We start from the raw sequence: 13,649 nt of genomic DNA, 5'->3' as shown, positions 1-13,649 counted from the left end.
GCTTAAGGCGGGCTTGGTGCTTACTGCGCCTGCACCGCGATCTTCGGCGGTTTGATGTCGTGTTTTTTGAACTCTTTCATCACCCGCAAGGTAATGTCGGTTTCAAATAACTTTTCGTACGCGGTATCCACCACATAGGCCTTACAGGTCAATTGTACTGCCAAGTAGTTATCCGTAATGGTTTGTTTCACCAACACGGTCACCGGTTTGGGCAGGTGAATATAACGGCTTGACGATGCGGCTTCTTGAATCAGGTTACGCGCCAATTCAATATCTTCATCCATGCCAACATAGAAAGGGATCACCACCTGCATGTCCAACGCCCCGTAGTTCCCACTGATGGTTACTTCGTTGAGGAATTTGTTGTTTGGAATGGTGATGATGTCGTCCGTTAACGTGCGCATGCGTACCGAACGCAAACCAATCGCAATAATATCGCCGTAGTTGCCTTCAAACGTGACACGGTCACCCACTTGAAACGGGCGGTCAATCATCACCGTCATGCCCGCGATGAAAGAGGCGGCCAAGTCTTTTAATGCGAAACCCACCGACACTGCTAGCGTACCGCCAATCAGCGCGAGGATGTGGTCGTTGATGCGAAAGCTCAACATGAACACCACAATCCCCGCACTCATGTAGATAAAGAACTGCAAGAAGGAGTGACACTTGTGCAGCACCATTCGGTACTGCGCAAATTGAGAGCCGATGGCATCCACCAAGGAGGTCATAAATTTGAGCAACAACCACGTCGCCGCGATGATCAACATCGAGAAGAAGACGCCGCTCCAGCGGATCAAGCTGGCAAATTGTTGAAAATCTTCTAGGTTCGCCAAGTCGTCGGCCGCCCAAACCGGGCGAGCCAATACGAGTAGCAGTAGTGCTGCCCAGCGAAATGATTTGAATCGAGAGAGTGTATTCATTACTTCACCAGCAAATGTTGACGGTCGAGCACGTTGGTAATGGTGCGATACCAGTGGTCAGATACGCGGGTTTTATCTTCAGCCCATTCAATGTAACCGCGGCTTTCAAAGTAGCGCATGATGCCAATCACTTCAGGCACACTGAGCTGCGTACATTCTGATAATTCTTCCGGCGCGGCCACTTCGAGTTGAACAATCGAACGCAGCACCGCCAGCATCGGCTTGGGCATTTTTTCCAGCTCTTGAGATTCAGGAATGTGGAACAAGCGCACCACCACCTGCTGTGTTTCTTTATTGCGATTGAGCGAGCGGCGGAAGAAGCGCAACGCAAACGTCGGGTTACCATCGGCGTAATGCCACAAAATGCGATAGAAACCGCGACGAGCACGCGTTTCATCACTGCTTTCTTCTTGGCCCCATTGTTTGGGAACGATCAAACCATCGAAAGAGACCGGATGTTCCACGTCGGGATTGATGCGACTGTCGAGCAGATCTTCGAACTGCTTTTCACTCCAGCGTGGCAGAATACTCACCCAGTCAAACAGCAAACGTTCGCCTCGCGCGCGGTCCACAAAACGCCAGCTCGATTTTTCAATCGCCATCACCACGCGGTGGTTTTTCTTCGAGCGGCGCAACAAGTTGGTCAAGCGCATTAAACTGCTTAACCCGCCCACCATCGGTTTCACCAACCGCTGCGCGTTATCAACGGCAATCAGATAGGTTTGCTCGCTTTTACGCAGATACGCCAGAATCTGCACTTCGGTGGCGTCTTCATCCAAGCCTAGGCTCAACGCCAATAGCGACAACAGTTCGTTGTAGCCGGAATATGGGCAGTTGAGATACAACGGCTCGGCATTTTTCACCTTGTTGAGTAGGGTATACAGCAAGGTCGTGGTACCAATGCCACGTTCACCGCTTACCACACAAATGGCGGGGCTGTCAGTCAGCAGATAGCGCGAAAGCTGTTTGATTTCATCATGCGCATAATCAACCAGTGGGCTGTCGATGGTGCCGGGCAAGACGTAGTTAAACGTTTCGTCACCCCGAATGCGGACGTAGTTCTGATCGGCTGCAATGTTGGTGGTTTGCTTCGCCGCTTCAATCCGAAACAGGTACGCCAACGCTTGACTGAAAAAGGTGTAGTTCGACAACGCAGAGACCAAACGGCGCTGCGTGCCGTGTACCGAAATCCAGACCATGGCAACCAAAGTCGCTGCCACGCGAATCAAAAAGGTGTCTTTTTTACTGATGGCCCACAAAACCCACAGCGGCTTATCGGGTGTTTTCTCCACGATGGCAAAAATACGTTCACGCCATAAGTTGAGCACCGAAATAATCATCAACAAGAACCATGCGTACATGGTGTTGAGAATCCAGGTATAAATGGTGCCTTTGCCCAATGTGCGCATGGAGATTTGTAGCACAACGCCCGTCACAATGATGGTCCAGACAATGCGGCGAATGGTGCTCAGGCGCAGCGCGATCAACGCTTTGTTTGAGGTGTGGCTGGAACGATAGGTGAATTCCAATATCAGACTGACTGCAATCGAGCCTCCCCAAATCCACCAAATGAAGATTTCGAGAAACACCAAATGCTGCAAACTCTTAATGGCACTCAGCACCTGAAGCGAAAGGGTGATCGCAATCAACCAAGCAATCGCTTTGTTTGCACTGCTGATGTACCACACGAGGCGAGCCAACAATGACGGCGACTGTTTATCCTTGAGGTAATTTTGCCAAAACAAGTCAATCAGGTGTTTGCTGTTTCTCAACCACCACACCAGCAAGACATAGATGAACAGCACTTTGCACACCGACCAAATAAATGGCACCGGCGAGATCAGTAAGTCGTTGACCAACGATTGGAAACTGCGAATTTGAAACAGCAACAGGTATTCAAGATTGAGTTGAACCTGTTTCAGTTCGCGTTTGAATTGTGTGACGCCGCCGGGGCCAAAACCGGTGAGCTCTTCACGCGTGTATGCATCGGTGAGCGACAACAATTGCTGTTTTGAGTAGGAGAGGCTGGCGAGAGACAAATAGCTTTGTTGCAGATTGAACCAGTTGAGTTCATCGCTTTGATGGCGATAGTTATCAAGATAGTGTTCAAACTGCTCCACCGTATCGCGCTGCGATTTGATGGTTTCACGCAGCAACAGGTTCACTTTCTGCTGCTCGCTTCGGGACATAAACAACGGTTCCGGTAAAGCCGAGACTTGTTTTTCCAATTCAAGTGCGCTGTCCGACGCTTTGGGGATCAAATCAACGTGGTCGTATTCCCATTCCGCCAAGGCGGGAAACGCCACACACCAACATAACAAGAGTAAGACTCGAGACACTGCCTGCATAGAGGATTCGCTTAGTTAACTTATTGATTATGAGAATTTAGTGTAGTTGATACACAGCCAGAGTCGCGACTCAAGATTGGGATCGCGACTCCATATCGGCAGGCGAAATGACGGGGAGGAATGTGAACGTGGCGTGGCAATGTCACACCGTAGGGGGAGCCTACTCGATGCGTTACGCATTCTCGTCGGCAAGGTGACCTTTAACATCAAAGGTTACTTTGTCGACACCACTGTATATTTGGAAACGCAACCCTTTTGCTCTGGCAATGGTGGTGATGCCGAACTGATGTGCCAGCTCCAACCCCATTTGTGTCACGCCAGAGCGGGATAACAACACGGGTATCCCCATCTGCGCGACTTTAATGACCATTTCCGACGTCAAGCGCCCTGTGGTGTAGAAAATTTTATCTTCACCGCGGACGCCATTCAGCCACATTTCCCCAGCAAGGGTGTCCACCGCGTTGTGACGGCCAACATCTTCTACGAAGGAAAGCACCTGATTTCCCTGACACACTGCACACCCATGTACAGCACCTGCTTTCTTATAGGTGTCATTGTAATGAGTCAGCGCTTCCAGTGCCGCATATATTTCAGATTGTTTCAGTAGAATTTGCGGAACTTGGTAATTTTCCAACAATTTCATGACATTCCCGTACATGGTGCCTTGGCCACAACCGGAGGTGACGGTCTTTTTCTTCAAGGCTGGCTCAAGATGATCCAAGTTTTCTCTGGTGACGACTGCCGCGGAGCTGGTTTCCCAGTCAATGATCACCGAATCGAGTGCATCCGGATCGGTAATAAATCCCTGATTCTTCAAATACCCCAACACTAACGCTTCCGGCCGAGAGCCTAACGTCATCAAGGTGACAATCTCTTTCCAGTTCAGCAGCACCGTTAACGGACGTTCACAGGCGATGGACTTCACCAACTTGTCGCCGTATTCGTCATACACTTCCACATCCATGGTTTGTAATGGGTTTTCACTGGTTTTAATGATCGAAAGTTTTGTCACTGCCAATTCCTGTTGTATTGCACATCATGTCTTCACGGGTTCTGAAGCGCGCTATCGGATAAGGGGAGTCCTCAGCAAGGATTGTTCCAAATCTGACTTCAACACTAGCGAAAAAATCCAAAACGGTCTAATCGTTAATCACACGCATGTGGCGCGCCCCTCGTGATAGCGGACGACTGGCGCAATAATTGCTAATTCACGTGAATACGCCAACAAATATGATTGGGTTCTCGTGAGCAGCGACGTTGAATCGCAACCACGATAGAACAAGCCAATCAAACCAAGAACGATTAGGTATCCCCATGTCAGACACACACTCCACCATTTTGGATACAGCGAAAACAGAGACCACCTGGCCACTCGGTTGCGAACTGGTGGCGCATGAAATCACGACGGGTATGTGGGTCACCACCCAATGGCAACTCAAAGGCTTTCTATTGCAGGCTGATGACGCGCCGTATCCGGCCATTCTTGAGCTGTATCGTGATGAACGCACCGATTACCGCTTTAACCTCAGCTCTCAGCAACCCAAACTCTTTCTGGTGCTTGAAAATCCCGAAGAAGACGCCCGACCCAATATCATTCGTTTGACCGCATCTCAGAGCGTGGCAGGCCAGTATATGGATGGCGATTACTTGGTTTTGTCGAATGAAATGCCGCTGCCTGTGCAGGCGTGGATGGAAGCCTTCATCGGCCGTCATGGCGAACTATTGGAAGTGAAACGTAAGAAGCGCAAAGGCGCGGGGAGAGCCAGTGGCCAGTGAATCGTTTTTATCCCGTTGGTCTCAGCGCAAACTGGAACCGCAAGAGGAATCAGCGTTAGTTGAGGCGCCTACTGCGAGTGTCGAAACGGATGCGGAGCATACCGAAGACGTTGAACTCACAGAAGCACATATCGGCAGCGCTGAAGAGACGACCCAAGACGCCAAAGCGCCTTCGATTGCGGCATTGCTGGCTTCAGAAGCAACTCAGCAGGTAAAAAAGGCCGCGCTGCGTAAACTGTTTTTGAGTGGTGAGTTCAGTGAAGTCGATCGCCTCAACGATTACGATCATGACTACACCGCAGTGAAATCTCTCAGCGCTGAAGTGGCACAGGGGCTACGAGATTGGATGAACAAAGCCGAAGAGGGTATTCAAACTACCGACGTGGACGAGAAACTTGACGGTGACAGCAGTCACATCGACGCCATGCCAAGTGAATCTGAGCAAACCGCTGCGGTAGAACCGGCCCAAAACTCAGATTCCGATGCGACTACCCATGAGGTAAAGCAGGAGACAAAACATGAGACAAAAATTACCACATAAATCGTAGGTACATTTTGACCTATTGAATGAGAAACAGGGTGCGACAATTTGTCTCACCCTTTGTTTTTGTCGCAACGAGAACGGCGCGAAATCGGGTTAACGGGCTGAATTGACGGTCAAAATCAGGTTGGAACATTAATTGCTATTTTCATCAAAAAAGAGCGAACACAAAAGATTCGCTTCAATCATGGAAACGAGCAATGTTAAAACAATTTCTGCAACAAGCGACGTCACCCAATGGCAGCGCGCGGTGGTTTGCCATTGAAAACACGGTGGAGCTGACCAACCTGATCCCACCGACCGTCAGCTACGAGAGCGGCGGTCATACATTGATTCTCGGCCCCACCAGTCTGATTGAACGCACCGCGCTGCAATTGTCTCAAATGGCGTCCATCACGCTGCTGTCGGTCGATGGCGAACAGGGAACGCATGAGCAGCTCTATTTTGCGGATACGGTTGAAATCAGCGGCTTTCTTGGGGCCTTTAATGTCACCGTCGAAAATCATGGTCAGCGTATTAATCTCGCCAATGCAGCACTTGATCTCGACTGCTTTGATATCGTGCTGGATATGTCGCTCAATGGCGTGATGAGTGAAGAAGTGCCCGTGCCGGGGTATTTCCCGGTTGGACGCGGGTTTCCGAAACTCTCCGATGCGCTGGAAGAAATTCCCGATTTGATGGGCACGTTCGATAAACCCAAATACTTTCGTCTCGATACCGATTTGTGCGCGCATTCATCGCGTGGCGTCAAAGGGTGTGACCGATGTGTCGATGCGTGTCCAGCCGGCGCCTTATCCAGCGAAGGCTCCGAGCAGACCGGTCATCGCATTCAAATCAACCCGTATTTGTGTCAAGGCGTGGGCACTTGCGCCACATCGTGTCCAACCGAAGCCATTCACTACGCGTTGCCAAACCCGACCGAAACGCAGAAATTCATTGAGCGTTTGCTACATAACTATCATCAAGCGGGCGGCGAAAAGCCGATCGTGCTGATTTGTAGCTCGCGTCACGAACAATACAACTTGATGGCGCTGCGAGTACTGCCTGACAACGTCATGCCAGTGACAGTTGAAGAGCTGCCTTCGGTGGGGATCGATACTTGGTTTGCCGCGCTGGTCAATGGTGCGACGCAAGTGTTGTTTGCTGCCAGTCGTCATATGCCGCCAACCATTCTGCGCATACTCAATCAAGAAGTAAGTCTGGCGCAAAGCTTTTTGGCTCATCTTGGTATTCGCAAAGAAACCATCGACATACTTTATCTCGAATCGCTACGCGAAGCGGCACCAACCCTGTGTGATGAACCTCTTGGTTTGCACATTGGCGAGCTAGATGGCAAGAAACGCGATCGTTTATACGTCGCGCTTGATGCGCTAGCGACAGCGCGTGGCACAGAATTGAACGCGCAGCCACTGGCGGCCACAGCACCTTATGGCGCCATTGCGTGTTCAACCACCGATTGCACCTTGTGCATGAGCTGTGTGGCGGTGTGTCCAACCCGCGCGCTGCATCATGAAGGGGAGCTACCGTCGCTGAAATTCGTTGAGCAAGATTGCGTGCAATGTGGGTTATGTGTGAAAGCCTGCCCGGAGAACGCGCTCACGGCAGTTCAACAACTCAATTGGAATGCTACTCAGCGTCAATCGGTGGTGACCTTGCATCAAGAAGAGCCGGCGAAATGCCTGCGTTGTCACAAGCCGTTTGCGCCTCAATCGATGATCACCATGCTGCAAGATAAGTTACGTGGTCACTCCCATTTCTCCGATCAAGCGTCTCTGGATCGCATTGCGATGTGCGAAGACTGCCGCGTTGTCGATGTGTTTGAGTCGATGGCCAATGATCCCGAAAAACAACTGCGCTACTAAGGAGAACGAGAGATGCCACACGATCCATTGAACGACACCACCGCCTCGGACACCACCGCCTCGATGCGCTCAGACATCTATTTGCTGCTGGCGACGTTGCTGCGTGATGTGCCGTCACCGTCACTGGTCGAATTCCTTAGCCAGTTGGACTATGAAAACAACGGCACGCCGATGGCTGATGCGTGGCGCGCGTTAACACAAGCCGCACAAACCACGCAGCCAACAGAACTTGCACAAGAGTATCAAGAGCTATTCATCGGCATTGGCCGAGGCGAAGTGGTCCGTTTGCATCATGGCATTTGACCGGTTCGCTGATGGAAAAACCATTGGCAGAGATACGATTCCACCTCAATGAACTTGGGTTGGAGCGTGATGCGTCGGTGAAAGAGCCGGAAGATCACATGGCCGCCTTGTGCGAAAGCATGGCCTATCTGTGCGACGCCAATGATGGCGCGCAGCAGGCGTTTTTTAATCGCCATATTTCACCGTGGTTTGAAAAGCTGGTGGACCAAATTCAACAGGCTCAGCACGCGCAGTTTTATCTGTCCGTCGCTCAGTTACTGTTGGCGTTCCTGACACTGGAGAATATTGCGCTCACACAAGCGCCAGCAAGTCGCCGTAATACACACCGAATTGAGGTAAAAAACCTCACCGATAAAGCTCAGCAATGACGATAAGAAAAGCAGACGAACCAACCCGTGTTGACACCGACGTGTCAAATCACGGGAAAGGGAAAAGGAAGCAATGATGAAAGAAGAAAAACCGATCAACGAAAGCAGACGTGAGCTGCTCAAAGGTCTCGGAACCGCCGCGGTCGCAGGCGCTGTCGTGACGGGCGTTTCTCAGCACGCAGTCGCGAGTGAAAAGCCCGTCGAAGCGAAAGATACGCTGAAAAAAGGGTATCACGAAACACAACACATTCGTGATTACTACGACACGCTATAGGAGCGCCGTGATGAGACTAACCAAACGTTCAGACAGCACGAGCAAGGAAAAGAATCAGCTTGGTATCAGCCGCCGTGCGTTCATGAAAAATACCTCGCTGGCCGCAGGGGGCGCCGCTGTCGGTGCAGCGTTGTTTGCGCCGGGCATGATTAAGAAAGCACAAGCAAGCGACGTGGATCGCAGCGCAAAAACCGAAGTCAAACGCACCATTTGTTCACACTGTTCAGTCGGGTGTGGTATTTACGCCGAAGTACAAAACGGCGTATGGACCGGCCAAGAGCCCGCATTTGACCACCCCTTTAACGCCGGCGGTCACTGCGCCAAAGGTGCAGCGCTGCGTGAGCATGGCCATGGTGAACGTCGCTTGAAATACCCCATGAAGTTAGAAGGCGGCAAATGGAAAAAGATCTCGTGGGATCAAGCAATCACCGAGATCGGCGATGAAGCCCTAAGAATTCGTCAAGAATCCGGCCCAGATTCAGTTTACTGGCTTGGCAGCGCGAAACACAGCAACGAGCAAGCGTATCTGTTCCGCAAAATGGCGTCGATTTGGGGCACCAACAATGTGGATCACCAAGCGCGGATTTGTCACTCCACCACGGTCGCTGGCGTCGCCAACACCTGGGGTTATGGCGCGATGACCAACTCGTTTAACGACATGCACAACTGTAAGTCGATCCTGTTCATTGGTTCTAACCCAGCCGAAGCGCACCCGGTGGCGATGCAGCACATCCTGATCGCGAAAGAGAAAAACAGCTGCAAAATCGTGGTTGCGGATCCTCGCCGTACCCGCACCGCCGCCAAAGCCGACTATTTTGTCTCGCTGCGTCCGGGCACCGACGTCGCGTTCATTTGGGGCATTTTATGGCACGTGTTCAAAAATCAGTGGGAAGACAAAGAGTTCATTCGCCAACGTGTGTTTGGCATGGACGAAATTCGTGAAGAAGTTGCGAAATGGAACCCAAAAGAAGTGGAGCGCGTGACGGGCATTTCGGAAGCCGAAGTGTATCAAACTGCGAAAATTCTGTCTGAGAACCGTCCTGGTTGCGTGGTGTGGTGTATGGGCGGTACCCAGCACACCACCGGCAACAACAACACTCGTGCATATTGTGTGTTGGAACTGGCACTGGGTAATTTGGGCAAATCAGGCGGCGGCGCGAACATTTTCCGTGGTCACGATAACGTGCAGGGCGCGACCGACCTTGGCGTGTTGTCGCACACATTGCCGGGCTATTACGGCTTAGCCGACGGGGCGTGGAAACATTGGTGCCGCGTTTGGGATCTCGATTTTGCGTGGCTTAAAGATCGTTTCGACCAAAACGAATATCGCGGTCAGAAACCGATGAACAACATGGGCATTCCGGTCTCTCGCTGGATTGATGGCGTGCTGGAAAACAAAGCGAACATCGAGCAGCGCGACAACATTCGCGCCATGTTTTACTGGGGCCATGCGGTGAACTCGCAAACCCGTGGCGTCGAAATGAAAAAAGCGATGCAAAAGCTCGACATGATGGTCATTGTTGACCCGTACCCAACGGTAGCGGCAGTCATGAACGACCGCACTGATGGCGTGTATCTGCTGCCAGCAACGACGCAATTCGAGACTTACGGCAGCGTGACCGCATCGAACCGTTCGATTCAGTGGCGCGATCAAGTGATTCAGCCGCTGTTTGACTCTAAGCCCGATCACGAAATCATGTACTTGATGGCGAAAAAATTGGGCATCGCCGATCAGCTGTTCAAACACATTCGTGTCGAGAACAATCAACCGGTGATTGAAGACGTCACGCGTGAGTTCAACAAAGGCATGTGGACCGTCGGTTACAGCGGCCAAAGCCCAGAGCGCCTCAAAGCGCACCAACAAAACTGGCATACCTTCCATAAAACCACCTTGGCAGCAGAAGGCGGCCCAGTACATGGTGAAACCTACGGTCTGCCTTGGCCTTGTTGGGGCACGCCAGAAATGAAGCACCCCGGCACCCACATTCTGTACGACACGTCAAAACCTGTGGCCGAAGGCGGCGGGACATTCCGCGCGCGTTATGGGGTTGAATTTGAAGGCAAGAGCTTACTATCAGAAGACAGTTTCTCCAAAGGCAGTGAAATTGAAGACGGCTATCCAGAATTCAGCGACAAATTGCTGAAACACCTTGGATGGTGGGACGATCTGACACTAGAAGAGAAAGCGGAAGCCGAAGGCAAAAACTGGAAAACAGACTTGTCCGGCGGCATTCAACGCGTTGCCATCAAACATGGCTGTATTCCGTTTGGCAACGCCAAAGCTCGCGCGATTGTCTGGACGTTCCCAGACCGCGTGCCTTTGCACCGCGAACCGCTCTATACGCCGCGTCGCGATCTGATTGCCGACTACCCAACGTGGGATGATGCCGAGTCAATCTATCGTTTGCCAACGCTGTATAAATCGATTCAGGACAAAGACGTCTCGCAAGAGTACCCCATCATTCTGACATCGGGTCGTTTGGTGGAATACGAAGGGGGCGGTGAAGAAACCCGTTCGAACCCTTGGCTGGCGGAACTTCAACAAGAGATGTTTGTGGAAGTGAACCCGAAAGATGCCAACGATCTCGGGTTCAAAGATGGCGAATACGTCTGGGTGGAAGGGGCTGAGAAAGGCCGCATCCATGTCAAAGCCATGGTCACACGCCGCGTGAAACCGGGCATGGCGTTCATTCCATTCCACTTCGGCGGTATTTATCAAGGCGAAGATTTACGCAGCAAGTATCCAGAAGGCACGCAACCTTACGTTGTCGGTGATTCCGCGAACATTGCGACCACCTACGGTTACGATCCAACCACTCAAATGCAGGAAACCAAAGTCACCCTGTGTAACATTCGTAAAGCGTAAGGAGCGCAATCATGGCCAGAATGAAATTTCTATGTGATACCAAACGCTGCATCGAGTGTAACGGTTGTGTCACGGCATGTAAGAATGAAAACGACGACGCACTAGAGTGGGGCATTCAACGCCGCCGCGTGGTGACGTTAAACGATGGCGAACCGGGCGAAAACTCGATCTCAGTGGCGTGTATGCACTGTACCGACGCGCCGTGTATGGCGGTGTGTCCGGCTGACTGTTTTGTGCATACCGAAGACGGGATCGTGCTGCACAACAAAGATCTCTGCATCGGGTGCGGTTACTGCTTGTTTGCGTGTCCGTTTGGCGCGCCGCAGTTTCCAAAACAGTCGGCGTTTGGTGAACGCGGCAAGATGGACAAATGTACTTTCTGTGCTGGCGGCCCGGAAACCGAGCCGGGTTCGGAAGAAGAGCGCAAGAAATACGGCGCCAACCGGATTGCCGAAGGCAAACTGCCCATGTGTGCGTCACTGTGCTCAACCAAAGCACTGATGGCGGGTGATGCCGAGAAAGTGTCTGACATCTTCCGTCAGCGTGTGGTGGAACGTGGTGCCAAAGGTGCTGGTTGGACCGATGGTGAAGATCTCTCTTACGATGCAACAAGGAGCTAAGTGGTGATGCGACATATTTGGATGCGCGCCACTCGGTATGTGCTGCCGTTGCTGGCAGCACTGATGTGCTTTGCTGTTCAACCTTCGTTTGCCGAAGAGAAAAGCAAACCAGATGTGGTGCAAAGAGAAATCACGCAACTGGCAGGCGCAGATTACTGGCGTCAGGTTCGCCAAGGAGAGTCGGGCTATACCACGTCTCAGTCCCCTGAACATGGCGTATTGATCAGCAAACCCGGCGAAACCTGGTTCATCTTGAAAGAAAAATGGATGTCACCGGCTGGCGCAGTCGCCATTTTTGGCAGTATCGCGATGGTGATTTTTGCCTATGTGGTTATGGGGCCGCTGATGCTGAGTAAGCCGAGAACTGGGCGGAAACTGAAACGTTGGTCGCGTTTGGACCGCGCGCTGCACTGGAGCATGGCGTTTACCTTTTTAACCCTGGCGTTCAGTGGCTTGATGCTGGTGTATGGCAAACACTTTTTGAAACCCTATGTGCCGACGGATCTTTGGGGATTCATTGTGTATGCCGCCAAGCAGTACCATAACTACATGGGGCCGATATTCTTTGTGTTGCTGGTGTTTATTCTGCTCAAGTGGTGGCGTAAGTCACTGTTTAGCAAAGTGGATCTGCATTGGTTTATGAAGCTGGGCGGCATGGCAGGCAAACACAAAGGCAGCCACCCGTCGGCCGGTTTCTCCAACGGTGGTGAGAAAGCCATTTATTGGCTGCTAATCTTTTTTGGCGCGTTCGCGGCATTCAGTGGATTGGTGTTGGATTTTCCCATCTTCGGTCAAACGCGCCGTGATATGGAACTGTCGAATTTGGTGCACATGATTTCCGCGTTGATTCTGATCTGCGGTTTCATCTTCCATATTTACATTGGTTTGTTCGGTATGGAGGGTGCATTAGAAGGGATGGTCACTGGCAAAGTTGATGAAACTTGGGCCAAAGAGCATCACGATCTTTGGTACGAAGAGATGAAGCAGCAAGGCCAAATCGAAGAAGCGGACGCCGCTGAAAAGACACATCACGTTGTGACAGGAGAGCCTAAGCATGAAACCCGCTAGTCAAAACGGCGCCGTGTGGTTTGTTTATATCGCCAGCTTACTGACACCGTTCACCTGTTTGGTATCCGGCGTGATTGGGATCATTTACGCGGGCTATCGTCTGGACAAGAACGAAGATGGGGAGGTGGCGAATTCTCACTATTATGGGCTGATTCGCAGCTTCTTCTTGTTTCTGACTTTCTTTGTGGTCTTGCTTGTCACCGTTGCGACCTCCAACGGCTTGATTATTGGCGTTAACCGATACTGGTACGCCAATTCTTGGCTCAACAGTGTGGGGTACGCCATTCCTTACATCGGCGCACTGATTGCGTGTTTTGCCATGCTGATCTGGATCGGGCGCATGGTGCAGGGGATGAAGCAGTTGAAAAGCGATATTCCGCATAAGCCATCGAACGGCCCTAATCTCTGATTCAACACCCGGTTTTATACCGGGTGTTTTTTTGCGCAACATTCCAGTGCGCATCAAAGTAGTGCCATTTCTCCATATTGGTGCATTGTCCGCACCAGTATAAACCAACCCATTCACCACGTTTCAACTCATCTTTTTACTTATTTAAATCATTTCAATCACTTATTAATTGCTTACCAGTCATTAATATAACCTTCAATCATTGGAACGTATCTTGCTCTATCAGTGAAAAAATAGAATAACCTCACCAACTTGGTGAAAATTTAAACGAGTAGCACAGGATTAGTGCACTAC

Annotated in this window: 11 protein-coding genes and 1 pseudogene; 9 read left to right on the top strand and 3 right to left on the bottom strand. The window is 51.2% G+C overall.

Features of this window, described 5'->3' with window-relative positions; all coding sequences use genetic code 11:
- Positions 1–20 precede the first annotated feature (20 nt).
- The 3 genes from ACS18Q_RS07355 to ACS18Q_RS07345 form a co-directional block, all read right to left on the bottom strand.
- The gene (locus tag ACS18Q_RS07355) at positions 21–920 is read right to left on the bottom strand and encodes a mechanosensitive ion channel family protein (protein ID WP_014205071.1); all 900 of its coding nucleotides are present in this window, start codon (positions 918–920) and stop codon (positions 21–23) included.
- On the bottom strand, positions 920–3,268 hold the full coding sequence (locus ACS18Q_RS07350; RefSeq protein WP_038151139.1) for an AAA family ATPase: 2,349 nt from the start codon (positions 3,266–3,268) through the stop codon (positions 920–922). Before ACS18Q_RS07350 ends, ACS18Q_RS07355 begins: the two co-directional genes overlap by 1 nt.
- A 172-nt stretch (positions 3,269–3,440) precedes the next feature.
- The gene (locus ACS18Q_RS07345) at positions 3,441–4,280 is read right to left on the bottom strand and encodes a formate dehydrogenase accessory sulfurtransferase FdhD (RefSeq protein WP_238773008.1); all 840 of its coding nucleotides are present in this window, start codon (positions 4,278–4,280) and stop codon (positions 3,441–3,443) included.
- A 302-nt stretch (positions 4,281–4,582) separates the two neighbouring features.
- Here ACS18Q_RS07345 and ACS18Q_RS07340 point away from each other — a divergent pair, with 302 nt between their 5' ends.
- The 9 genes and pseudogenes from ACS18Q_RS07340 to ACS18Q_RS07300 all read left to right on the top strand — a co-directional run bounded on the left by ACS18Q_RS07340 (position 4,583) and on the right by ACS18Q_RS07300 (position 13,355).
- A complete protein-coding gene (locus ACS18Q_RS07340) occupies positions 4,583–5,044 on the top strand; it encodes a DUF3305 domain-containing protein (RefSeq protein ID WP_441257614.1) in 462 nt (153 codons plus the stop codon).
- Positions 5,034–5,585, top strand: a complete 552-nt coding sequence (locus ACS18Q_RS07335; RefSeq protein ID WP_441257613.1) for a DUF3306 domain-containing protein — start codon at positions 5,034–5,036, stop codon at positions 5,583–5,585. The genes ACS18Q_RS07340 and ACS18Q_RS07335 overlap by 11 nt, the downstream gene beginning before the upstream one ends.
- A gap of 200 nt (positions 5,586–5,785) precedes the next feature.
- Positions 5,786–7,447 (top strand): 4Fe-4S binding protein, encoded by a 1,662-nt coding sequence (locus ACS18Q_RS07330; RefSeq protein ID WP_441257612.1) that lies wholly within the window; start codon positions 5,786–5,788, stop codon positions 7,445–7,447.
- A gap of 63 nt (positions 7,448–7,510) precedes the next feature.
- Positions 7,511–8,118 (top strand): annotated as a pseudogene (locus ACS18Q_RS07325) (TorD/DmsD family molecular chaperone).
- A 76-nt stretch (positions 8,119–8,194) separates the two neighbouring features.
- Positions 8,195–8,392, top strand: a complete 198-nt coding sequence (locus ACS18Q_RS07320; protein ID WP_014205076.1) for a twin-arginine translocation signal domain-containing protein — start codon at positions 8,195–8,197, stop codon at positions 8,390–8,392.
- A 10-nt stretch (positions 8,393–8,402) separates the two neighbouring features.
- Positions 8,403–11,258 (top strand): formate dehydrogenase subunit alpha, encoded by a 2,856-nt coding sequence (locus tag ACS18Q_RS07315; RefSeq protein WP_441257611.1) that lies wholly within the window; start codon positions 8,403–8,405, stop codon positions 11,256–11,258.
- A gap of 11 nt (positions 11,259–11,269) precedes the next feature.
- Complete coding sequence (gene fdh3B, locus ACS18Q_RS07310) at positions 11,270–11,878, top strand: formate dehydrogenase FDH3 subunit beta (RefSeq protein WP_004725926.1); 609 nt, start codon at positions 11,270–11,272, stop codon at positions 11,876–11,878.
- A 6-nt stretch (positions 11,879–11,884) separates the two neighbouring features.
- A complete protein-coding gene (locus ACS18Q_RS07305) occupies positions 11,885–12,946 on the top strand; it encodes a formate dehydrogenase subunit gamma (RefSeq protein ID WP_041942686.1) in 1,062 nt (353 codons plus the stop codon).
- Positions 12,933–13,355, top strand: a complete 423-nt coding sequence (locus tag ACS18Q_RS07300) for a hypothetical protein (RefSeq protein ID WP_014205079.1) — start codon at positions 12,933–12,935, stop codon at positions 13,353–13,355. Before ACS18Q_RS07305 ends, ACS18Q_RS07300 begins: the two co-directional genes overlap by 14 nt.
- Positions 13,356–13,649 lie beyond the last annotated feature (294 nt).

Origin of the sequence: Vibrio sp. Vf1514, assembly GCF_052076135.1 — a bacterium.
Classification (GTDB): Bacteria; Pseudomonadota; Gammaproteobacteria; order Enterobacterales; family Vibrionaceae; genus Vibrio; species Vibrio furnissii.
This window is presented reverse-complemented; position numbering and strand designations above follow the sequence as displayed.